Source organism: Sorangium sp. So ce321 (assembly GCF_051530195.1).
Classification (GTDB): Bacteria; Myxococcota_A; Polyangia; order Polyangiales; family Polyangiaceae; genus Sorangium.
Genome location: NZ_CP150329.1, coordinates 12,849,256 through 12,869,946, shown reverse-complemented (window position 1 = coordinate 12,869,946; position 20,691 = coordinate 12,849,256). Strand labels below are relative to the sequence as shown.

Annotated in this window: 19 protein-coding genes and 2 pseudogenes; 13 read left to right on the top strand and 8 right to left on the bottom strand. The window is 67.5% G+C overall.

Annotated features, from left to right (window positions below):
- Positions 1 to 13 precede the first annotated feature (13 nt).
- On the bottom strand, positions 14 to 2,260 hold the full coding sequence (locus tag WME89_RS47810; RefSeq protein WP_438012063.1) for a bifunctional salicylyl-CoA 5-hydroxylase/oxidoreductase: 2,247 nt from the start codon (positions 2,258 to 2,260) through the stop codon (positions 14 to 16).
- Positions 2,261 to 2,370: 110 nt separating this feature from the next.
- Here WME89_RS47810 and WME89_RS47805 point away from each other — a divergent pair, with 110 nt between their 5' ends.
- From WME89_RS47805 to WME89_RS47795, 3 genes are all read left to right on the top strand, one after another.
- Positions 2,371 to 2,976: a class I SAM-dependent methyltransferase gene (locus WME89_RS47805; protein ID WP_438006184.1), complete on the top strand. Its 606-nt coding sequence runs from the start codon at positions 2,371 to 2,373 to the stop codon at positions 2,974 to 2,976.
- Between the two features lie 511 nt (positions 2,977 to 3,487).
- Positions 3,488 to 4,678: an IS1 family transposase gene (locus tag WME89_RS47800; protein WP_438006183.1), complete on the top strand. Its 1,191-nt coding sequence runs from the start codon at positions 3,488 to 3,490 to the stop codon at positions 4,676 to 4,678.
- Positions 4,679 to 4,746: 68 nt separating this feature from the next.
- Positions 4,747 to 6,189 (top strand): formylglycine-generating enzyme family protein, encoded by a 1,443-nt coding sequence (locus tag WME89_RS47795; protein WP_438006182.1) that lies wholly within the window; start codon positions 4,747 to 4,749, stop codon positions 6,187 to 6,189.
- 79 nt (positions 6,190 to 6,268) lie between these two features.
- Here the strand turns inward: WME89_RS47795 and WME89_RS47790 are convergent, their stop codons facing one another.
- Both WME89_RS47790 and WME89_RS47785 read right to left on the bottom strand, forming a co-directional pair.
- A complete protein-coding gene (locus WME89_RS47790; protein ID WP_438006181.1) occupies positions 6,269 to 6,661 on the bottom strand; it encodes a hypothetical protein in 393 nt (130 codons plus the stop codon).
- 50 nt (positions 6,662 to 6,711) lie between these two features.
- Complete coding sequence (locus WME89_RS47785) at positions 6,712 to 7,605, bottom strand: hypothetical protein (RefSeq protein WP_438006180.1); 894 nt, start codon at positions 7,603 to 7,605, stop codon at positions 6,712 to 6,714.
- A gap of 627 nt (positions 7,606 to 8,232) precedes the next feature.
- Here WME89_RS47785 and WME89_RS47780 point away from each other — a divergent pair.
- Positions 8,233 to 8,418 (top strand): hypothetical protein, encoded by a 186-nt coding sequence (locus tag WME89_RS47780; RefSeq protein ID WP_438006179.1) that lies wholly within the window; start codon positions 8,233 to 8,235, stop codon positions 8,416 to 8,418.
- A 13-nt stretch (positions 8,419 to 8,431) separates the two neighbouring features.
- Positions 8,432 to 10,018, top strand: a complete 1,587-nt coding sequence (locus WME89_RS47775; protein WP_438006178.1) for a hypothetical protein — start codon at positions 8,432 to 8,434, stop codon at positions 10,016 to 10,018.
- Between the two features lie 127 nt (positions 10,019 to 10,145).
- Here the strand turns inward: WME89_RS47775 and WME89_RS47770 are convergent, their stop codons facing one another.
- Together WME89_RS47770 and WME89_RS47765 are read right to left on the bottom strand one after the other, a co-directional pair.
- On the bottom strand, positions 10,146 to 10,391 hold the full coding sequence (locus tag WME89_RS47770) for a hypothetical protein (protein WP_438006177.1): 246 nt from the start codon (positions 10,389 to 10,391) through the stop codon (positions 10,146 to 10,148).
- Between the two features lie 82 nt (positions 10,392 to 10,473).
- Entirely contained in the window at positions 10,474 to 10,749 is a 276-nt protein-coding gene (locus tag WME89_RS47765) for a hypothetical protein (protein WP_438006176.1), read from the bottom strand.
- Between the two features lie 92 nt (positions 10,750 to 10,841).
- Here WME89_RS47765 and tnpA point away from each other — a divergent pair, with 92 nt between their 5' ends.
- The 5 genes and pseudogenes from tnpA to WME89_RS47740 all read left to right on the top strand — a co-directional run.
- Positions 10,842 to 11,183, top strand: a complete 342-nt coding sequence (gene tnpA, locus WME89_RS47760) for an IS66 family insertion sequence element accessory protein TnpA (protein WP_438006175.1) — start codon at positions 10,842 to 10,844, stop codon at positions 11,181 to 11,183.
- Entirely contained in the window at positions 11,180 to 11,551 is a 372-nt protein-coding gene (gene tnpB, locus WME89_RS47755) for an IS66 family insertion sequence element accessory protein TnpB (protein WP_438006174.1), read from the top strand. Before tnpA ends, tnpB begins: the two co-directional genes overlap by 4 nt.
- A 121-nt stretch (positions 11,552 to 11,672) precedes the next feature.
- Entirely contained in the window at positions 11,673 to 11,924 is a 252-nt protein-coding gene (locus WME89_RS47750) for a hypothetical protein (RefSeq protein WP_438006173.1), read from the top strand.
- A 583-nt stretch (positions 11,925 to 12,507) separates the two neighbouring features.
- A complete protein-coding gene (locus WME89_RS47745; protein ID WP_438006172.1) occupies positions 12,508 to 12,906 on the top strand; it encodes a hypothetical protein in 399 nt (132 codons plus the stop codon).
- Between the two features lie 119 nt (positions 12,907 to 13,025).
- A pseudogene (locus WME89_RS47740) lies at positions 13,026 to 13,968 on the top strand (DDE-type integrase/transposase/recombinase); the annotation flags it as partial.
- Between the two features lie 365 nt (positions 13,969 to 14,333).
- Here WME89_RS47740 and WME89_RS47735 read toward each other — a convergent pair.
- From WME89_RS47735 to WME89_RS47725, 3 genes are all read right to left on the bottom strand, one after another.
- Positions 14,334 to 15,149 (bottom strand): ExeA family protein, encoded by an 816-nt coding sequence (locus WME89_RS47735; RefSeq protein ID WP_438003646.1) that lies wholly within the window; start codon positions 15,147 to 15,149, stop codon positions 14,334 to 14,336.
- A complete protein-coding gene (locus tag WME89_RS47730) occupies positions 15,146 to 16,495 on the bottom strand; it encodes a helix-turn-helix domain-containing protein (protein ID WP_438003645.1) in 1,350 nt (449 codons plus the stop codon). The genes WME89_RS47735 and WME89_RS47730 overlap by 4 nt, the downstream gene beginning before the upstream one ends.
- 126 nt (positions 16,496 to 16,621) lie before the next feature.
- On the bottom strand, positions 16,622 to 17,230 hold the full coding sequence (locus WME89_RS47725; RefSeq protein ID WP_438003644.1) for a hypothetical protein: 609 nt from the start codon (positions 17,228 to 17,230) through the stop codon (positions 16,622 to 16,624).
- A gap of 420 nt (positions 17,231 to 17,650) precedes the next feature.
- On the opposite strand from WME89_RS47725, the pseudogene WME89_RS47720 reads away from it, so the two are divergent.
- The 3 genes and pseudogenes from WME89_RS47720 to tnpC all read left to right on the top strand — a co-directional run.
- Positions 17,651 to 18,094: pseudogene (locus WME89_RS47720) on the top strand (DDE-type integrase/transposase/recombinase); the annotation flags it as partial.
- The gene (locus WME89_RS47715; protein WP_438006171.1) at positions 18,091 to 18,906 is read left to right on the top strand and encodes an ExeA family protein; all 816 of its coding nucleotides are present in this window, start codon (positions 18,091 to 18,093) and stop codon (positions 18,904 to 18,906) included. The pseudogene WME89_RS47720 and the gene WME89_RS47715, both read left to right, overlap by 4 nt.
- A 210-nt stretch (positions 18,907 to 19,116) precedes the next feature.
- Positions 19,117 to 20,508 carry an IS66 family transposase gene (gene tnpC, locus WME89_RS47710; RefSeq protein ID WP_438012062.1) on the top strand — a complete coding sequence of 464 codons (1,392 nt, stop codon included), beginning with the start codon at positions 19,117 to 19,119 and terminating at the stop codon, positions 20,506 to 20,508.
- The last annotated feature ends 183 nt before the right edge of the window (positions 20,509 to 20,691 follow it).

The following is a 20,691-nucleotide window of genomic DNA, read 5'->3' as shown; positions in this document are numbered from 1 at the left end:
ACGCCCCGGAGTGTCACCGCAGGCGGAACGTGGTCTTCTCGACCGACCGGTACTGCGGCGGCCACTCCATGTCGAAGCCCTGCTCCGCGGCGGCGTGCCGGGTCCAGTACGGGTCGTAGAGGTGCGCCCGCGCGAGCGCGCACAGGTCCGCCCTCCCGGCCGCGATGATGCTGTTCACGTCCGCGTAGCTCTGGATATTGCCCACCGCGATCGTCGGCACCTTCGCCTCCAGCCGCACGAGCTCCGAGAGCGGCGTCTGGAACAGCCTGCCATACACGGGCTTGCTGGAAGGGTCGGTCTGCCCCGCCGAGACGTGGATGATGTCGGCGCCGTGCTCCCGCAGCATCACCGAGAGCGCGACGAGGTCGTCCGCCGTCAGCCCGCCCGGCGCCCAGTCGGTCGCGGAGATGCGCACGCTGATCGGCCTGTCCGCGGGCCACGCCGCCCGCACCGCGTCGAGCACCTCGAGCGGGTAGCGCATCCGGCCCTCGATCGGCCCGCCATACGCGTCCGTGCGCCGGTTCGTGAGCGGCGAGATGAAGCTCGAGAGCAGGTAGCCGTGCGCGCAGTGCAGCTCGAGGAGGTCGAACCCGGCCTCGTCCGCCCACCGCGCCGCCTGGACGAAGTCGGCGGTCACCTGGTCCATGTCCCCGCGATCCATCGCCTTCGGGACCTGGCTCTCCGGCAGGTACGGGACCGCGGAGGCGCTGAGCAGCGGCCAGGCGCCGCTCTCCAGCGGCACGTCCATCCCCTCCCATATCCGCTTCGTCGCGCCCTTGCGCCCCGCGTGCGCGAGCTGAACGCCGATCTTGGCCCGGGAATGCCCGTGGACGAAGTCGACCACGCGCCGCCATCGCCCGGCGTGGTCGGGCCGGTAGAGCCCGGCGCAGCCCGGCGTGATGCGCCCCTCCGCGCTCACGTCCGTCATCTCCGTGATCACGAGCCCTGCCCCGCCGAGCGCCCGGCTGCCGAGGTGCACGAGGTGCCAGTCGTCGATCCCCCCGTCCTCCGCCGAGTACTGGCACATCGGCGACACGACGACCCGGTTCTCCAGCACGAGCGACCGCAGCCGGAGCGGCGTGAACATCGGCGGCGGCGGGGCGCCCCCCGCGGCGGTGACGCGCGCCCCCGACTGCTCCTCGGCCTTCCTCGCGACGTGCGCGTCCACCTCGCGCACGAACGCCGGGTCGCGCGCCTTCAGCCCCTCGTGCGTCACCCGCAGGCTCCGCGTCAGCAGGCTGAACATGAACTCCACGGGATCGAGCGCCATGTAGCGCTCGGTGTTCTCGAACCAGAGGAGGCTCACCTGCGCGGCCCGCTGGAACGCCTGCACCTTGGGCTTGCGCTCCGCCTCGTACGCCGCGAGCGCCTCGGGCACGCGCGGGTGCTGCCCCAGGCTCTCGACGAGCGCGATCGCGTCCTCGAGCGCGAGCTTCGTCCCCGAGCCGATCGAGAAGTGCGCCGTGTGCGCGGCGTCCCCGAGCAGCGCCACGTTATCGAAGCTCCAGCGCTCGTTGTGCACGGTGGGGAAGCTCCGCCAGACGCTCCGGTTCTTCAGCAGCCGGTGGCCGCGGAGCTTGTCCGCGAAGAGCTCCTCGAAGTACGCGATCGTCTCGTCCTCGCTCGCGCGATCGAGGCCCGCCCGCTGGAAGGTCTCCTCCCGGCACTCGACGATGAACGTGGAGCGCTCCGGCTCGTAGCGGTACGCGTGCACGCGGAAGAGGCCGTGGCGGCTCTCCTCGAAGTAGAAGGTGAAGGCGTCGAAGGGGAACGTCGTCCCGAGCCACACGAAGCGGTTCGGCCGGACGTCGATGCGCGGCTGGAAGCGATCGGCGAAGCGCTCGCGGATCCGGCTGTTCACCCCGTCGGCCGCGACGACGAGGTCGCTCCCGGACAGGGCCTCGTCCGGGTCCTGCACCTCCTCCTCGAAGCGCAGGGCGACGCCGAGCTCCCGCGCCCGCGCCTGGAGGATGGCGAGCAGCTTCTGGCGCGAGAGGCCGCTGAAGCCGTGCCCCGTCGAGGCGAGGACGCGCCCGCGGAAGTGCGCGTGGAGCTCGTTCCAGTGGGCGAGGCTGCTCCGGATCGCGTCGTAGCTCGGGCGATCGGCGTCGGCGAGGTTGTCGAGCGTCGCGTCCGAGAACACGACGCCGAAGCCGAACGTGTCGTCGGGCCGGTTCCGCTCCACCACGACGACCTCGCGCCGGGGGTCTCGCTGCTTCGCGAGCAGCGCGAAGTAGAGGCCCGCCGGCCCGCCGCCCACGCATGTGATCTTCACCGGCCCTGCTCCCCTGCTCCCGGGCGTGTGCCCGCGCCGGAGCCTACACGAGAACGCCAACGTGCAGCGCCGCTCCGGTGGGCTATAGCGTGGACATGAGCGACGAGCGGAACTTCCCGGACTGGCAAGAGCTGTATCGAAGCACCCCGGCGGAGAGCCTGCCCTGGTACCACGCGACCCTGGATCCCGATCTCGAGCAGGCGCTCGAGCGGTGGCAGGTAGCGCGCGGACGGGCGCTCGACCTCGGCACGGGCCCGGCGACGCAGGCGTTCGCGCTGGCGGCGCGCGGGTTCGACGTCACCGGCACCGACCTCTCGCACGCGGCCATCGAGCAGGCCGTGGCGCAGGCGGCGCAGCGGGGCCTCGCCGCGCGCTTCCTGCAGGACGACATCCTCGACAGCCGGCTCGATGGGCGGTTCGATGTGGTCTTCGACCGCGGCTGTTTTCACTGCCTCCCGCCGGCGCGGAGAGGCGATTACGTCAGCACGCTGAAGCGGCTCGTGGCGCCCGGAGGGTTCCTCTTCCTCAAGTGCTTCAGCGTGCTGGAGCCGTTCGATCAGGGGCCGTACCGGTTCACGCCCGAGCAGCTTCGCGAGATCTTCGGGGCTGACTTCGAGGTCCTCTCCGCCGAGGAGACCGTCTACCACGGGCCCCGGGAGCCGCCCCCGCGCGCGCTGTTCGCCGTGCTCAGGCCGCGGTGAGGAGGGCAATTTCAACTCTCCCGGGAGGCTGCCGGCAGCTTCCGGTCTGAATTTCAATTCTCCACGGTGGCTCGCGACGGTGGTGTCCTAATTAGGACAGACGGGCCCTCGGCCCCTTGACCGCCTCGAAGCCATCGGCTCGGCGCAGCCCCGCATCCACCTACCTATGTCACACCTTCCCTCACCACGCGAGCCAGCCATCCGGCAGTCGTCCACGCGCCCCGTCAAGGCGTCCAGTTGCCCCTAGGACTGACCGCGTCACACGGCGCGGCCGTTCCCCTTGACTGAGCATAAAAGCCCGCGTTCGACGCTGGATCTGCGCATATGGCTCGGACAACCGCTGTCCTAGCTGCGCTGGAGACGCAGGAAACAAGGGTTATACTCACTTGCACAGGCAAAGCGCCCTGTCGCGGCTGGTACCCGCGACAGGGCTGCGGAACGCCGGATGGTGGCCCACCCGTCGCACAACGCACTGCGATCATGGGCTCGTATCCGGAGAGGTGCAAGGCCCATGGCGAACGTGCTCCCAGCGGAGCGGCGGCTAGAGGTGTTGGCAGCGCTCGTGAACGGAACCAGCGTCCGCGCGGCCGAGCGCATGACCGGCGTGCATCGAGACACGATCGGCCGCTTCGCGCAGGCGATCGGCGATGGCTGCACGCGGCTCCATGACCGCCTCGTGCGTGACCTGACCTCCCCGCTCGTAGACCTCGACGAGCAGCACTCCTGGGTATCCAGGCGTCAGAACAAGGTCGACCCGGCCAGTGCCGACGCCGCCGACGTGGGGGAGCAGTGGACGTGGGCGGCGATCTGCCGAACCAGCAAGCTCATCATCGCCTGGCACGTCGGGAAGCGCGACCAGGAGAGCGCCGATGCGCTGGTCGAGGACGTGCGCGCCAGGCTCGTGGTGATGCCGCAGATCACGACGGACGGGCTCGCGCTGTACGCGCAGCCCATCGCGGCGAACTTCGGGCCCGCCGTGCCGTACATGCAGACCGTCAAGAACTTCTCCTCGCGCCCCGGGAAGCCGGGGGTCTCGGAGAAGTACGCAGTACCGCGCGGCGTCGACTTCATCCAGAAGCGCGCCGTGTTCGGCACGCCCGATCCGGTGAAGGCGACCAACTACGCGATCGAGCGGAGCAACCTCACGGCGCGGCAGTGGAACGCCAGGCTGCGGCGTCGCACGCTCGCCTTCTCCAAGAAGCTTTCGCGGCACTGCGCCGCCGTCGCGCTGCACTACGTCTACACGAACCTCTGCCACATCCCGCGCACCATGCGGATCACCCCGGCGATGGCGGCGGGCGTCACCGATCACGTCTGGACCCTGGAGGAGCTCATGGTCGCCGCGATGGCCGAGCCTGCCGGGGAGAAGCCCGAGCCGCAGCCGCTCACCATCCAGAAGCCCGAAGGGCCCGCTCGCGAACTCCCCGCCGGCCGGGGCTGGCTCCGCGTGGTCGACGGCGGGAGCACCGGCGCGACGCCGTCGCCGAAGGCACCGCCCCCGGTACCCAACGCTGCCACGGTGGCGCCGCCGCTGGCCCCCGTGCCCGCGGCAGCACCCGCCATGCCTGCCACCGTCGCGCCTGCTGCGCCTACGGCCGAGACTCTCCCCCAGCTCGATCTGTTCGCGTGGCGCCCGAAGCCGAGGGCGCCGGTGCAGTTGTCGCTGTTCGGGGATCCGCCCGCCGGCCCGACCAAAGGGTAGCGCTTCCGCACCGCCACGAGCGCGTGAATAGCTTGACGCGTTGTTCTCGCAGCAAGAGGCTCCGCGTCATGAGGGGCAGACGATGGGCGGTGGCGTCGACGGTGTGGCTATGGCCCGCTGCTGCGGCTGCATCCGGAGGATGCGCGCAGATCCTTGGCGTGGACTGGTCCAGCTATGCGCAAGGCGAAGGCACGGGCGGCATGGGCGGCGCAGGCTCCACGGGCGGCAAGGTCGGGCCCGGGGGTGTCGAGAGCGGCGGCGGGCCAGGCGGCGGCATTGGAACTGGAGGTGCTGCGGGGGCCGGCGGCGGCGCAGGGGGAGCACCCGCCAGCGGCGGAACCGGAGTCAGCGGTGGCGCTGGGAGTGCTCAGAGCGGCAGCGGGGCAGGCGGTACAGAGTGCTCTGCCAACGAGGATAGGTGCTTGGAGAACGCGCCGCAGCACTGTGTCGATGGGCGATGGGGGAGCGGCGAAGCGTGCGACGGACAGACGTGCGTCGACGGGACATGCATCGGGGAGTGCGGCCCAGAGGACGTGCGATGCTCAGAGAACCAGCCGCAGCGGTGCGATGAGCGCGGGCAATGGGAGGATGCGGAGCCGTGTCCGAAGGAGGCGCCCCTGTGTCGTGGAGGGGCGTGTGTGACACCACCGAGTTGCATCGGAATGGCCGAGACGTGCGGGCCGGGTGGGGATGAGAGCTGCTGTGCGAGCACTGCGGTGCCTGGCGGGGCGTTCAACCGGGGTAACGGGGCTGCATATCCAGCAACTGTGAGCGGGTTTGTACTCGATCGTTTCGAGGTGACGGTGGGGCGCTTTCGGAAGTTCGTGGAGGCGTACCCAGGGAGTAAGCCAGCGGCTGGAGCGGGGACGCATCCGCGGATCGAGGACAGCGGGTGGGACGCGGGTTGGGACGTCTATCTACCTGCAGATGCGACAGCGTTGAAAGCGGCGCTTAGATGCAAGCCCGACGAATCGAGCTGGACATGGACGGATGAAGTCGGTGACCATGAGCTTCTGCCTATGAATTGCCTGAGTTGGTACGAGGCGTTCGCTTTCTGCGCGTGGGACGGGGGACGCCTCCCGACAGAGGCGGAGTGGAACTACGCGGCCGCTGGAGGAGCGGAGCAGCGGCCGTATCCCTGGTCGGACTCGGCCAGCGACGACAACGTCAATACGAGTCACGCGGTGTATGACTGCGCCGGGGACGCGTCTGCTGCCGGCGAGTGTGCGTTCAGCGATATCCAGCCCGTCGGATCACGTTCGCCGATGGGAGATGGAAAGTGGGGGCAGGCAGACCTGTCCGGAAACATGTGGGAATCGACGCTGGACTGGGACGGGGATTATCCAGTCCCATGTGATGATTGCGCCAAATTGCAACGCGCCTCGCTCCGCATGGCCCGGGGCGGTGGCTTCAAGGACGGCGCGTCGGAACTGCTCTCTTACCGTCGCAACCACAGCGCGCCGCATGACCGCTACAGCACCCTCGGGGTCCGGTGCGCGAGGACACAGTAGTCAGGTGGTGATGCACTTTGAACCAAAGTGCAGCACTCGCGCTCAAAGTACAGCACCCTGCGGAAGCAGAGTGCAGCACTCACCAGCCCTCCGGAGGAGCGAACAGGGAGAGCTGGACCGGACCGCGGGTGGCCTCGGGCGGCGGATGCTTGCTCCGGCGCTTCTTCAAGGCGGGCGTCGACTCGGTCACGAGGCCCAGGAAGCCACGACCGCACGGGAGCGCCCGCGCTGGCGCGGAGGGCTCGCGATGAGTGAGCGGCTTCGCCTCGTGCGTTGGGTCCTCCGCCTCGGTCAGGAGCGTGTCCATGAGCTCGTCCAGCGTCCACACATGATCGGTGATGCCGGCCTGCATCGCGGGCGTGACGCGCAGCGTGCGCACGACGCGGCGCAGCTTGTAGGCCACGTAGTTGAGCGCCACGGCGGCGCGGTGGTGGTCGGCCTTCTTCGAGAAGGCCCGGCAGAGCCGGCGCATCCGGCCGTTGGTGTGGCGCGTCGAGCACTGCGCGTCCGAATGCCAGAACCCTATGCGCCTGAATCGGCGGATCCGGCTGATGATGAAGCGGATCTAGCGCGGATTCGGTCGATGAGCCCATACACGACGCGCGCATACTCGGTGAACAGCCGGAGCGTCATGAAGACGCTATCTAAAGTGACGTCGCGTAGCATCTCCGGGTGCCCAGCGTCGTTCCGCAATCGCCTAATCAGGTTGAACGCGCCATCCAGATCGCTGCGCGTGGATTCATGCATATCAACGTCAATTTGTCCCGCACCGATCATTCCATCGATCTTCCCCCTGAGAGCTTCGTACCTCGCCGTGATCGACTTCCTGGACGACGTAGCCTCGACGAATTTGGACTTTTTGGTCGGATCGTCTATGGCATCGCGAATTGCACCTATCAGGTCAACGATCGCCATCTCCGACGCGCCGCCGAGAACCACTGCCGCAGCCATGGGACAGCCAGCGTTGAAAGCGTGTACCGCTTCCTCGAGATACGCCAGGACCACTGGGTGAGCAGTCGGGGCCTTTCTCCTAAACGCGGATAAGAAGCCGTCGGGGTCGTACGGCTGCGGGTTCGATTCGCGGACCACAGCTCTACCGTACTCTGTAAGCGAGTAGAACGGCCACGAATTGTTTATCGGGTCCTGCCCGAACGTCAGGATGCCCTGGACAAGCAACTGCCACATTAGCTCTCGAACGTGAATCTGTGCGAAGCGGTAGGCGGCGATCTTGCCCATGTCACCTTCACGCACGAGACCCTTTGAAATGGCCAACTCGGTAACGCCGTTTGCCGCATTAGTATACTGACCAGTCCCGTTCTCCTTCAGATACTCCAGCAGCAGACTCCGAGCCATCTGGCGAGACATCTCGTTTGGCATTCGCCTAACATACCCCAGAACAACGACGATGGACGGCATCCACGCCGTCAAGCGCGCTCGATGGACGGCACCTCCGGGATACCTGGTACCGGCCCGGCACGGCGGCCCGCCTCCGGTCGGCCGAACGAGAGGTCGCTCCTGCTCCGGATCCTGGGCGACTCTGCCTGGCTGAGGCGCCCACGGAGCCGCCGAAGCGGAAGGCACTCCGCCTGCCCGGGCGCCCGCCGGGAAGCCCACGGCGCCGGCCATGGCCCTGCCGAGCAGACGCGGGCGCCTCTGGCTCGGTCGGCGCCGCGCCGGCTGCGCCTCAGGCCTCTATGCCCCCGCGGCGCGTGTCGCGGCTCCTGCTCCGTAGGAGCCGCTCCCGTTCCCGGAACAGTTACGTGCCGCGCCGAAGAGCCGGGCACAGCTCGCTCTATCCCCCGAGAGGGATCCCAGGATCGCAGGCGTGGGACACTTTTGATCCATGATTTCCACTACTGATTGAGCGGACGGACGGCCCGACCACAACATGTTGCGCACGAAAACCGCGGGAAACTTAAGGCGAACCCTGGTACCCTGTCGCCTTGCAGTATTGAAACACATGCACCTCGCCTGCGCGCGAGCAGTGGCACGACTATTGCATTGCGCCGCAATGCAAGCTCTAGCCGCTCAAGGGTAACCGCCATGACCACAAAGACCTACAAGTTTGTGAACATCCTCACAAGTCTCACAAAAGAACAATTCGATAATCTTAAGCCTCTCACAGACGAGGAGGTTTATAGAGCTCTGCAAGCTGGCAAGGTCGGCCGAGAGGCGATGGAGGAAGACGCACAGTACGCCGGCATAGACCCGCAGATACGCTTTTGCTAAGTGGGGCGAAAACATGCCGAACGGTACACTGGAGGTCGCTGCCTTTTCGAAGCCGGAACTAATTCGCCGTCTCGGTGATGGATATTCAGTCGAGTATTTGAACGGGTATCTAGAAGAACTACAGGCTCAGTCGATTCTGGTCGAATCGCACTACATCGACCGACACTATCTTGACGAGTTTGCACACTACTACTCGCGCTCCTTCAATGCGCCACCGTCTTGGTGTAGTCGCATTCACTTCTTCCAGGACATCTCTGCGGACGCGCTAAACTCTTGGCTCGATAGCGCGTACCAGAGCCCTCAGGCTCGCGACGAGGCAGAGGCACAGCTTCGGCTGGCTTATCTAGGTTTCGTTGTGCGTCGACCACTTTCTGGCGCATCTGTAGGACGCACAGTACTAAAAACTTATCCGATTGAGGGTAGGCGCCACTATGAGGTTATCCGCCCATACGGCGTCAACATAGCTGGCATTCGCTTAGAGGTGCAGGGACTGGCATATCAGCAGCAGGATCGGGGTGCCGCTGTTTGTGCGTCGACGGCGTTATGGTCAGCTCTGCAACGTGTGGCGTATGTCGCCGGTAACAGGACGCCAACGCCAATGGCCATCACCCACGCCGCACAAAGCCCATTCCCCGCCAGCAGTGGCCTGTCTATGCCTCAGATGGCGGTAGCTCTTTCGTCGCTTGGATATGTTGCCGACGCGTTTGCCCCGAGAGAGAATCGCAATTTATTCAGGGCAAAGCTCGTAACATTTCTCCGTTCTCACTTGCCCGTTGTTCTTCTTCTGGTTCGCAAGCGAGACACTGGCCGGGGGTTTGTAAGGGATGGGCACGCCGTTACTGTGACGGGATTCAGTGAACCCAAGGCTATTGTCGATGTTAGCCCAGCGTCCGAGAATACAACGTCGATCAGGATGCGGGATGGTTCGGTAGACGTGATCTATGTTCACGACGATAATCTTGGATCTCACGCCCATTACGAACTTGTCGATGACACGGAAGAGGGCGAAGACGGACACAAGAGGCTGAAACTGCTACGCGGCCGCGCTGGCGACGCATCACCTAAGCATGCCTGGTGGAAAGTGGACGAATGGATTGTCGATGGGGCACTAGTCCCGAAGCCGGCGAAGATGCGGCTGCCGATCGACAGCCTTTTTGGCGCAATGTTTGGGCTGAAACCGCTGCTGGAACGCGTGTTCGAAGGTTTAGAACTGGACTACGTTGCGTACGAGGCCAGCGGTGTCGAGTATAAGCGGCAACTGGTTGGATATGATCTATCTAGAGAGCATATACGCGATTTCATGTCGGCACTGACGCTGCCGAGACACGTCGGAGTGATCCGCGTGTGTAGCAATGAGCGGCACCTGTGCGACGTTCTCATTGATGTGACTGAGGTGCAGAGGAATAATGCGGCGCCATCGGTGCTTGGCGTGGCTGCGCCGGGCGTGGCGTTTCTGTCGATTGCACACAGCAATCTGGCTAGAGTGGCCGCCATATTGCAATCCAAAGTGGCCTCGGCGTCACGCTGGCAAGTCATCACTGGACCAGCGAGAGATGTCGCTACGGACGTTGCTGCTTCATCGGATCAGATAGTACCTTAGGATCGCCTGCCACACTACTCGCCGTTCTCTAAGTGAGCCTGCACGGCGGTTTCGCGCAGTACCTGGCCGGGTGTGCGCCCGTCGTTGTGAGCGGTCTGTCGCAGTGATGATGATGGGAGGGGGCGGGTTACCCGCGCCTGCGGCGGAGCTTCTGCCGCTGGATGAACCGCCAGCGGGCGATCTCGAAGGCGGCGCTGTTGAACCAGGGGGCGCCTGGCGCCTTGGCGATTGGCCGGCCGAAGACGTCCGTGTCGACCTCGAACCCGGCGCGCCTGAACTCGCGCAGGTGGCGCTCCGTCACGCGCTCGGGGATGCGGAGCAGGTTGCGGGTCCACGTCTCCTCAAGCACCACGACGACGGTCCGGCCATTCATGAGCCGCTCCTTGCGCCGCTGGATCTTGTACCGCGTGACGAGCGCCCCCTGGGGAGGCCGAGTTTGTGCTCGCGCTGTCGCTTCACCGGCATCGGCGCCACCTCCGGAGCGAGAGGAACAGCGCCTCGCGGGCGATCTTGAGCCGGGTGGCTGCGCTGTTCGGGTTCATGCCGCGGCGCCGTGCGTACTCGACCATGCTCTCCGGGCTGTCGACGGCCAGGAGGATCGCCTGATGCTCTGGCTTGAGCCTGCCGATGGCCCTGAGCAGGTCACGCGCCTCCACCTGCGCGTCGAGGCTTGGCCCGACGACGCCGCGAAGCTTGCCGAGCGGCTGGGGGTCCAGGATGGCGCGGCGCACGTAGGCGCTCTCGAAGTACTTGTATCCGTGCTGCGACCCCCATCCTGTCTCCGAGCCTCTGGGTTGCGTAGAAACGCGCGCTGGAGGTGTCGATGGACAAGAGCACACGGATCTGGCGCGACCGCGTGGCGCGCTGGCACAAGAGCGGGCACTCCGCCCGCGTGTTCGCGGAGCAGGAGGGGGTCAACGCCGGCACGTTGTACTCCTGGAGCCGCCGACTGGGCATGAAGCGGAGCGAGTACCGGCGGCGCTCGGAGAAGGCGACGCTGCCGACGTTGCTCCCCGTGGTGGTCGCCCCGGCAGGAGCTACGGCGTCGTCGTCGGGCGCGGCGCTGGAGATCGTCTTCCCGGACGGCGCAGTCGTGCGCGTTCCGCCGACGTTTGACGAGGACACGCTGGCACGCGTTGTTCGTGCGCTCGGAGGTCCGCGATGATCCCCGGCCGCGTCGCGATCTATGTAGCCACCGAGCCGCTCGACCTGCGCCGGTCATTCGACGGCCTCGCCGCCGTTGTACGCGAGGTGCTGCGGCAGGACCCGCTCTCCGGGGCGCTGTTCCTCTTCTTCAACCGGGCATCCGACCGCGTGAAGGCCCTGTGGTGGGACCGCAGCGGCTACTGCCTTCTGTACAAGAGGCTCGAGCGCGGGACGTTTCGTGCACCGCGCGCGGTCACGCCGGGAGCCACGAGCGTCGTCATCGACGCCGCCGAGCTCGCGAGGATCCTTGAAGGTATCGCCCTTCCACCTTCGAAGATGCGGCGAGAGTTTCGCCTCGCCGAGGCTGCACCGCCTCCGGCGCCCTGATCTGACCTGACGGCATCACGCTCTCGCGGGCAGCGCCCAGCGCTGCATTCCGCTCAGAGCCCATCATTTTCCTGCGACAACCCTCTTCAAAAAACGGAGATTCATAAGTAATCACCGCGTCGTGGGCACGTCGGTCGAAGAGCAGATTTGCGAGCTGAAGGACAAGCTTGCGCGCGCCGCCCACGAGCGGGACGAGTACCGCAAGCTCTACGAGCTCGCCAGCATCGAGCTGGAGCGGCTTCGCCGTCACATCTACGGTCAGAAGGCCGAGCACGTCGACCCCGCGCAGACGCAGCTCGCCTTCGATGCGATCGTGCAGCTACTCGCGGGCGCAGGTGCGCAGCCGGATGCTATTACCGCCCAGTCTCGTTGATGCTCCAGCCCCTCGCACCGAGCATGCTGCGTGATGGTGAGGAGTTCTGCGCCGCGAAGATGGCCATCATGGAGGGGGCTCGCTCCGCGTAGGCAACGAGGGAGGAGGACGTCCACGGAGCCACGGCCCCGAGCCTTCCGGTCATCCACCAAGAATTCTCATCAGAGAAGCAACCGGTACATGGCTGCACCCTTTCCGAGTACGGCTCGGGAATTACCAGCCATCGTTGCTCCCACGCCCGCCTCACGACGGGGTAGGTCCACCCGAGGAGCGGAGCAGCGGCGCGGTGCCGGCCACAAAATAGGCGACGAGGAGACCTGATCTTGGCGGACAGCCTCCTCGTCGTGCTCCGGTTCTCTTGCCCAGGAATCGAAGCGGTCGCAGTGTTATCCAGAGCGCCATCGACATCAAGCGCTGGCAGCAGCAACCCCCCACAGTCGTCGAAGCGCGCCCCGCTCGCTGCCCCGCCTGCGGCGCCGCGAGTTGTCCGCTCGGGGGCGCGATCCGGCTCCAAGGCCACGGCAGGCGCGAGCGACAGGTCTGGGGCCCTGCCAGCCCGGACCAGCCCCCCGAGGTGATCTCGGTGGCCGCCCGCCGCTACCGCTGCCTCGGTTGCAGCGCCGTGCTCCTCGTCGTTCCTCGCGGCGTGCTGGGCCGGCGCGTGTACAGCGCCGCCGCGATCGGCTTCGCCCTCGCGCTCTGGGGCCTGGCGCTCGCGACGGCGATCGAGGTCCGGCGGCGCGTCGGCCCGTCGAGGATCCTCGGCGAGAGCGCCGTCACCGGCTGGGCCACGCTGCGCCGGTGGGCGCGCGAGGTCGCGCAGCGACGTCTCTTTGCTCAAGCCCCCGACCCAGGGCCGTCAGCGTCCCTCCGAAAGAGCGCGGCGACCGCCGCGGCCTCGCTCGCGGCGAGCGCGGACCCAACGACCCGGGCGCTGCCGATCGAGCACCGCGCCTTCTTCGGCGCCGCGCACGCGGCGTGAGGGGCTCTGCCCTTTCGGAGTCGGAATCGTACAGCCCACCTGAGAGGATCGCTGCCGAAAACGCCGCCGATCCCGGACAAGGACCGCACGCCAGCAAGGCGCAGAAAGGACCTGTTCGAATGGCTCTCGGCCCCGCCGACCACGCCGAGACCGTGGCGATCTATCGCGCCACGGTCATCGGCCCTCTGATGCACCGCGTGCTCACCCACGGCCAGCTCGCCGCCGAGCTGCGCACGCTCAGCGAGCAGCGGTTTCGACCGCCGGGCGCGCACAGCACGCGCACCTACTCGGTGCCCACGCTCCAGCGCTGGCTGTACGCCTATCGCTCCGCTGGCCTCGATGGCCTGCGTCCGCAGCCACGCAGCGATCGAGGCTTCGCGCAGGAGCTCTCGGAGGAGCTGCGCGCGCTGCTGCTCGATATCCGGCGCGAGCATCCCGATGCCTCGGTGCCGCTCATCCTCAAGACGCTCGTCGATGAGGGGCGCCTCGAAGCGGGCAAGGTCTCCGAGCCCACCGTACGGCGCCTGTACGCGGCGCACGGCCTTCGCCGCCGCGCCGCGCGCGCCGAGGGCGAGCCGAAGACGCGGCTGCGCTGGCAAGCCGAGCGCCCCGGCGCGCTCTGGCACGGTGACGTCTGTCACGTGACCGGCTGCACCGTCGGCGGCAAAGCGATGCCGATCCGCATCCACGGGCTGCTCGACGACGCCTCTCGCTACGTCGTCGCGCTCGAGGCGCACACCACCGAGAAGGAGGTCGACATGCTCGGCATGACCGTCGACGCCCTGCGCCGTCACGGCAAGCCCGACGCGCTCTATCTCGACAACGGCTCGACCTACCGCGGCGACATCCTCAAGACCGCGTGCGCGCGGCTCGGCATCACGCTCCTGCACGCAAAGCCCTACGACCCCGAGGCGCGCGGCAAAATGGAGCGCTTCTGGCGCACGCTGCGCGAAGGGTGCCTCAACTACCTCGGTGCCGTGGCCTCGCTCGTCGACATCAACACGACGCTCCGCGCTTTCCTCGACCGGCGCTACCACCTGTTACCGAGCGGGCTGCTTGATGGCCGGAAGATCCGGCTCCGTGATGGCCATCGTCGACCTGGATCTCCGCTTGCCGCGATGGCAGCGAGGCGAGGCGCCGGGGCACTTCAGCGGTCGCGGGGCGCCGACGTTCTCAGTCGATGTGAGTGGGCAGGCGATCGTCGCCGTCGAGGGCGGCGCGGTGGCGAGCGAGGGCGTCGCTCAGCCCGTCGATGTGGTGGAGCACGACGTCGACGGCGTAGAGGCGAGGGCACAGCGGGTCGGGGTCGTCCGGGTAGTTCGCGGTGAGCGCGTCGCGGGCGAGCGCGAGGGCAACGACGAGGGCGGCGGCTGCGCTGCCCTCGTCGTCAGCCCGCCGCGTGTCCTCCTCGGCCAGGGGGATGGGGTTCATCCGGCTTCCTCTGCGTCCAGTTGCAGGATGCGGCTCAGGACATCGCGCTCGACGAGCTTGCGTTTTTTACGCGCAGCGGCGCGGAGCGCGGCCGTGGCGAGTCGGTCGGTGTCGCGCAGGCTGCCGGCGGCCGCCTCGTGCAACATCGCGATCGCGTCCGAGGTGAAGAGCTCTTTCGTGCAGCCGACTCGGTTGAGACGTACACGCAGATAGTCGGCCGTATCGTCCGGCGTGAGCGGGTCGATGGTCAATCGGTAGTGGAGGCGCGAATACAGGGAGCGATTGCGGCGCACGCGGAGCCGCTCGCCGAGCTCGGGCAAGCCAAGCAACACGAGCGAAAGCAGTGCGCGGCTATCCCACGCGTAATTAAGGAGTATGTGAAGATGATCGAGCGTGTCCTGATGAAGTAGATGGGCCTCATCAAGGACGAAGACCGGGAATACGCGCTCCTTCGCGAGTTCCTCGACGTGCGTGCTGACCGCGTAGAAGACGTCTCCAGCGGTGCTGCAGCGAGCGAGGCCGAGCGCCAGACAGAGCTGGCGATAGAAGTCCCGACGTCCAAGCGTCACGTTGGCGCAGTAGGTCAAGCGAAACGTCTGCGGCGAAAGGGCATGACGGAGCGCGCGGAGGAGGCACGTCTTGCCGACGCCTGGGTCACCGGCGAGGAGCACGCTCTTTCTGGCGTGCACCGCCTCGATGAGTGTCTCGAGTACCATCTGCTTGGACGGGGGTAGCCAGAGCTCGCCGTCTTCGACCTCCTTGGAAAACGGCTCTGCGGTGAAGCTGAAATAGCTACAGAAGTCCATGGTCATCCTTCCTCGTCATCGCGGGGCGTTCGGCCGAGCGCCTTGTCCAGGAGCGTCTTCGGCGGGTCGAAGGGCACGCGCGCCTCGTGAGCGACATCGAGGTTGCAGGCGGACCGCGGGCGACGGGCGTTCTTCACCGGATCGACCCGGTGCAGGGCGAAGCGTTTGCCCTCGTGTTCGATCCAGGGCGGCTCGTTCGGCGCGACGAGGCACCGCGACACCGTGACGAGCTGGCCGGCGAGGAAGCCGAGGTCGGTCTCCCAGTCCTCTCCATCCATCGAGAGCGTGCTGTCACGCCGGACGCGCCGGCGGGCCTGGGTCGTGAGCGCGTCGCGCAGCTTTCGCTCGTCGAGGTCGTCGGTGACGTGGGGATATTCCTCGTAGACCTGCGCGGGGGATTTGCCGAAGAGCGCCGCGTGCGGCGTGCGGTGGTAGTGCTCGTCGACCCACGCGTAGAGCCGGACGTTGAGGTCGTGCAGCGAGCCGAGCGCGCCGGTGAAGTCCACACACCTCTCTCGCAATGTCCTCCAGAAGCGCTCCATCTTGCCGCGTGCGGGGGCGTCGTACGGACGAGCGTGGATCAGGGTGGTGCCGAGTCGCTCGCACGCAAGGTGCAAGGTGTGCCCGCGGTAGGTCGAGCCGTTGTCCAGGTAGAGGGCGTCGGGAGCGCCGTGCTTGCGCAGCGCCCGGATGAAGAGCGCCAGCATGTCGACCTCCCGCTCGGCGCTCATCGCCTCGATCGCGAGGATGTAACGGGAGGCGTCGTCGAGCAGCGCGTGGATCCGCACCGGCGCCGGGCTGCCGCCAACGAAGATCGGTGACGCGTGACACACGTCGCCGTGCCACAGAGCGCCGGGGTGCTCGGCCTGCCAGCGCAGCCGCACCTTGCCGCCCGTGCGATCGCGCAGCGCGACGCGATCGAGGTGGTGCTCGGCGTACAGGCGTCGCACCGTGGTGGCGGAGATGGCCTCCTTGTCGATCCGGCCTGCCGCGATCAAGGTGTCGAGGATGAGCGAGACCGAGGCGCTCGGGTGCTCTTCTCGAATGTCGAGCAGCATCTGCCGTTGCTCGGCCGTCAGCTCTCGCGCCCGCCCCTTGTCCTTGCGGGGCTTGGGGCGAAGGCCTTCGAGACCTTCGGTCTTGTACGCGTAGTACCAGCGCTCGAGCGTGGGGACCGAGTAGGAGCGCGGAGAATGGGCGCGCGGGGGGCGAAACCGCTGCTGGCTCAGGTCGGCGAGCGCTTCGGCGAGCTCTCCGCGGTCGAGCTCGCGGTGCATGAGCGAGCCGATGATCTCACTGCGGTAGAGCGCCACCGCTTCGGCGTGGTCCTTCGGCTGGAGGGGGTCTTGCACGTCGTGTCCTTTCCGCGCCGATGACACCGCACCGGCCGCACACCCATCCAAGCGCAAGGCGCTCCGCCGACCGAGGATCCAACTGGGTGGGGCCCGACATGAGCCCGGCCAGCGCGCCGCTCGCCATCACGCAGCCCGCGCGGCGCCGGCCATGACGGCGGCCTCGGGGACCTCGGCCGCACAAGGCGCCATCGCGACGAGCGTCATCGCGGCCCGCTCGGCCCGCTGCCGCAGGGAAGAAGCGGGAGGACTGGGGCGGACCGACGGAAAGAGGCGCTTTTGGTCGATGGCGAGCAACCAGCGCCGCACGGTCGCCCAGCTGTCGGCATCGAAGCTGGCAGACCAGGGGCTGACACGCCGCCGCACCTCGATAAGCGCTGCACCGGTGGTGCCGACGAGCAGCAGAGCCAGACCGATGGCCGTCGCGGCGAAGTGCCGTCGCGGTGCGACGCCCCGCGGCACGACCGTGATCGCGGCGCCGCAGCGCTGGCATCGATAGCGGCGCGCCTCGATCGTGACGAGCCCGCCGCGCTCGCCGGCAGCCAGCGGCCCGCGCACCTGCCGCGACCGCGTTCCGTGACCCCACAGCCCCAACGCGCCCCCCAGCGGGCAGCCCGCCGCGCCGCAACGCGGGCAGCGGGCTGGCCGCGCGCGGTTTACGGTGGGCGGTGAAGCGAGCCAGCCTTTGACATCGAGGTCCAGATGAACGATTTGTTGGGGGCTCCGCTCTTTCAAGCGATTCGGAGCACGACGGGAGGGGGCACGCGGCCAAACGAGCTCCTCCCGTCGCCTATTTTGTGGCCGGCGCCGCGCCGATGCTCCGCTCCAGCCGCTGACCTACCCCGGTCCTTATGCGGACGGGTGAGGAGTCGTGTTGGTAATTTTCGATGCGTGAACGGAATGCACCACGCCCTCTCTGGCGTGGGAGCCGCCGCTCGCCGCCGCTGTCGTTTCAGCAGGAGCTACGTTGAGAATTTTCTCGGACCCGGCGTAACGCATGACCGAGAACGCCCTGGCACCTTGCCGCCCCCCGGACGACGCCGCCATCGAGCATGATCCGCCTCGCCGATGGCCCGCTGCGGTCGGCCGGCCACCCCGCCATCAAAGAGCTAGATCGACAAGCGAACCATCGGCATCAAGAACGGTGCTCAGTAACACCACCCAGCGCCGCATGCGGGCCTGCTCGGCAAGAGCCCGGCGCAGGTCTACGCAGTCCGTCCCGCCGGAGACAGCGCGGTCGACGAGAAGGCGTTACGCAGCGCGCTTACCGAGCGTACCCGGCGCCGCGTCTCGGGCGATAACATCGTCTCTGTCGACGGCATCGCCTGGCAGCTCGATCAGGGCTACCTCGCTGGCCAGGTCGTCTCTGTGGCCCGGTGCTTCATTGCGTCCGACGAGCCGCCGTGGGTCGAGCACGAGGGCAAGCGCCTTGTGCTGCATCCGGTCGACCCGCAGCGCAACGCGCGGCGCAAGCGGCCGCCGTGCGGTGGCCCTGCGGCGGACAGGCCGACGCGCCCGGTGGACTTCAACCCCGCGCGGACGCTCGGCCGCCGGGCGGAGGGTGGCGAGGACACGAGCGAGGCTGGAGGTGGAGCGTGAGCGAGTCGTACGTCCGCTTCTTTACCCTGTCCGCCGCGCCCTTTTCCAAGGAGATCCAGGATGGCGAGCTGTGGCTGCCGCCCTCGAAGGAGCAGCTCGTCGAGGAGGTGTGCGAGGCCGTGCACGAGCACGCCCAAGTGCTGCTGGTCGGCGAGCCTGGCGCCGGTAAGACGTGTGTGCTGCGGGCCGTGCGGCATCGGTTGCCCCAGGCAGGCTTCCGGCTGACCTACTGCCACAACGCCACGCTGGGCCGTCGCGACTTTTATCGTCAGCTCTGCCACGCGCTCGGCCTCAATCCCGCTGCGACCGCGGCGGCTGTCTTCTATGCCGTCAGCGCGCATGTCGAGACCCTCGGCCGCGAGCGCATCCATCCCGTCTTCCTGCTGGACGAAGCGCACCTGCTCCACCAGGACACTCTTGATCATCTCCACATTTTGCTTAATTACGAATGGGACAGTCGTGCCCTGTTGTCGCTGATTCTGGTAGGGCTCCCGGACCTCCAAGATCGGCTCGAGCTGCGCAAAAATCGCTCGCTGTACTCGCGCATCGAACGGCGTCTGTCAATTGGCGCCATGGTCCCCAATGACACCGGCGAGTACGTGCGTCTGCGGATGAGCCGCGCCGGCGCCGACCGCGAGGTCTTCACCGCCGACGCACTCACCCTGCTGCACGAGGCGGCCGGCTCGAGCCTGCGCGAGATCGACCGCATGGCCACCGCCGCGCTGCGCGAGGCAGCGCGGCGCAAGAAGAAGCTCGTCGAGCGCGAGGTGATGGCCCACCTCGTCGGCGACTTGGGCACGGACGGCAGCTGACGCTGACCGCGATGACCGGTGCGTCCTCGGCGCCGGCGCAGGAGTGCCTCGCCGGCGCCCCCGTCGACGGTCAAACGAGGATGGCCATCACGAGGCCGCCAGCGGCGCACGCCTCGGCGATGGCCATCGCCCTCCTTGACCCCAACCGCGCACGCTCGCGATGGCCATCAAGGGGTCTGCTCGGCGAACCATCAGCCAGCGTGAGCGTCAATAGATGCGGGCGCGACCAGGCCGCCGGAGGCCAGCGACGACGCAGCGCCGGATGGCACATCCGGCGCACCCGGAGGCGGGGACAAGGGGCGCCAAGTCCGCCCGCACGGACGGCAGAAGCTGCCCGAGCACCTGCCCATCGAGCGGATCGAGCTGTTGCCGCCGGAGGCGCGCGATGAGCGCGCGACCGCGCTGGTCCGCATCGGCGAGGAGGTGTCGGAGACGCTGGAGTGGCGGCCCGCGAGCTTCGTGCGCCTGCAGATCGTCAGGCCGAAGTTCGCGGTCAAAGGTGAGCCCGAGCAAGGCGTCACGATCGCCGACATTCCCGACAGTCCTATCCCGCGCTGCCTTGCCGGCCCGGGCTTGCTCGCCCACGTGCTGGTGAGCAAGTATGCGGACCACTTGCCGCTTCACCGGCAGGAGAAAATGTTCGAGCGATGGGGTCTTCACCTGTCGCGCTCGACGCTGTGTGGCTGGGTCGCCGCGTGCGCCGACAAGCTCGCGCCCCTCGTGGGGGCGATGGCCAACGATGCTCTGAGCGCGCACTGCATCGCCATCGATGCCACCGGCGTGCTCGTGCAAGCGAAGGACAAGTGCCGGCGGGGCCACTTCTGGGTCCTGGTGGCCGACCGTGATCACGTACTGTTCCGATTCACGCCTCATCACAACCAGGATGGCCCCAAGGCGTTCCTGCGCGGATACAAAGGCTATGTCCAGGCCGACGCATCGAATGTCTACGAGCAGCTCTTCCGCACCGAGCAGGTGACCGAGGTTGGTTGCTGGGCCCATGGCCGGCGGAAGTTCTTCGAGGCGATGACCTCCGACCCGCAGCGCGCGACGGCGGCGATTGGGTTCATTCAAAAGCTTTACGCGATCGACAAGGCGACCAGGGAGCTGCCCCCGAGCCGCCGAACCGAGCAGCGTCGGACGGCTGCCGAGCCCGTGCTCGCAGCGTTCCGCGTCTGGCTCGAGACAGAGGACCTGCTCGTCCTGCCGAGGAGTCCCATCGCTGCTGCCATCGGCTACGCGCTCAACCAATGGACCGCGCTCACCCGCTTCCTTGAGGATGGCCGGCTCCGCCTGGACAACAACCGGAGCGAACTCGAGCTCCGGCGTGAAGCCGTGGGCAGGAAAAACTGGCTCTTCGTGGGCAGCAAGGACGGCGCCGAGTGGAACGCCACCATCGTGTCGCTCATCGCCTCCTGTGCCCTGCACGGCATCGAGCCCTGGGCTTACCTGCGCGATGTGCTCATCCTGCTGCGCACTTGGCCGCCCGAGCGTGTCATCGAGCTCGCTCCCAAGTCCTGGAAGCAGACCCTCGAGAACACCGACGCTCGGCAGCGGCTCGCGGCCACCCCGTGGCCCCGCGCGCCGGCTGCGGCGCCCAGCTGAGCGCTGGTCAGCCTCGCTGGCCACCGCTGCGGGCGCGGACGCCCCCGTGCCGGCCGCCGGGCGCGAGGCTCGCCGGCTTCGGCGTGCTGGCGCGACCTGTTCGACGCTCGCGGTGTCGGCGCGTGGCGCCCGGCGCCCTCTCGGGGCCTCCGGCTGCGGAGGAGCATCGGCCGCCCTCGGCGT

Bases quoted from the DNA above. Each gene is read 5' to 3' on its own strand.
- WME89_RS47805 (WP_438006184.1), top strand. From the start codon at position 2,371: ATGAGCGACGAGCGGAACTTCCCGGACTGGCAAGAGCTGTATCGAAGC.
- WME89_RS47800 (WP_438006183.1), top strand. From the start codon at position 3,488: ATGGCGAACGTGCTCCCAGCGGAGCGGCGGCTAGAGGTGTTGGCAGCG.
- WME89_RS47795 (WP_438006182.1), top strand. From the start codon at position 4,747: ATGAGGGGCAGACGATGGGCGGTGGCGTCGACGGTGTGGCTATGGCCC.
- WME89_RS47790 (WP_438006181.1), bottom strand. From the start codon at position 6,661: ATGCGCCGGCTCTGCCGGGCCTTCTCGAAGAAGGCCGACCACCACCGC.
- WME89_RS47785 (WP_438006180.1), bottom strand. From the start codon at position 7,605: ATGCCGTCCATCGTCGTTGTTCTGGGGTATGTTAGGCGAATGCCAAAC.
- WME89_RS47780 (WP_438006179.1), top strand. From the start codon at position 8,233: ATGACCACAAAGACCTACAAGTTTGTGAACATCCTCACAAGTCTCACA.
- WME89_RS47775 (WP_438006178.1), top strand. From the start codon at position 8,432: ATGCCGAACGGTACACTGGAGGTCGCTGCCTTTTCGAAGCCGGAACTA.
- WME89_RS47770 (WP_438006177.1), bottom strand. From the start codon at position 10,391: ATGAATGGCCGGACCGTCGTCGTGGTGCTTGAGGAGACGTGGACCCGC.
- tnpA (WP_438006175.1), top strand. From the start codon at position 10,842: ATGGACAAGAGCACACGGATCTGGCGCGACCGCGTGGCGCGCTGGCAC.
- tnpB (WP_438006174.1), top strand. From the start codon at position 11,180: ATGATCCCCGGCCGCGTCGCGATCTATGTAGCCACCGAGCCGCTCGAC.
- WME89_RS47735 (WP_438003646.1), bottom strand. From the start codon at position 15,149: ATGACCATGGACTTCTGTAGCTATTTCAGCTTCACCGCAGAGCCGTTT.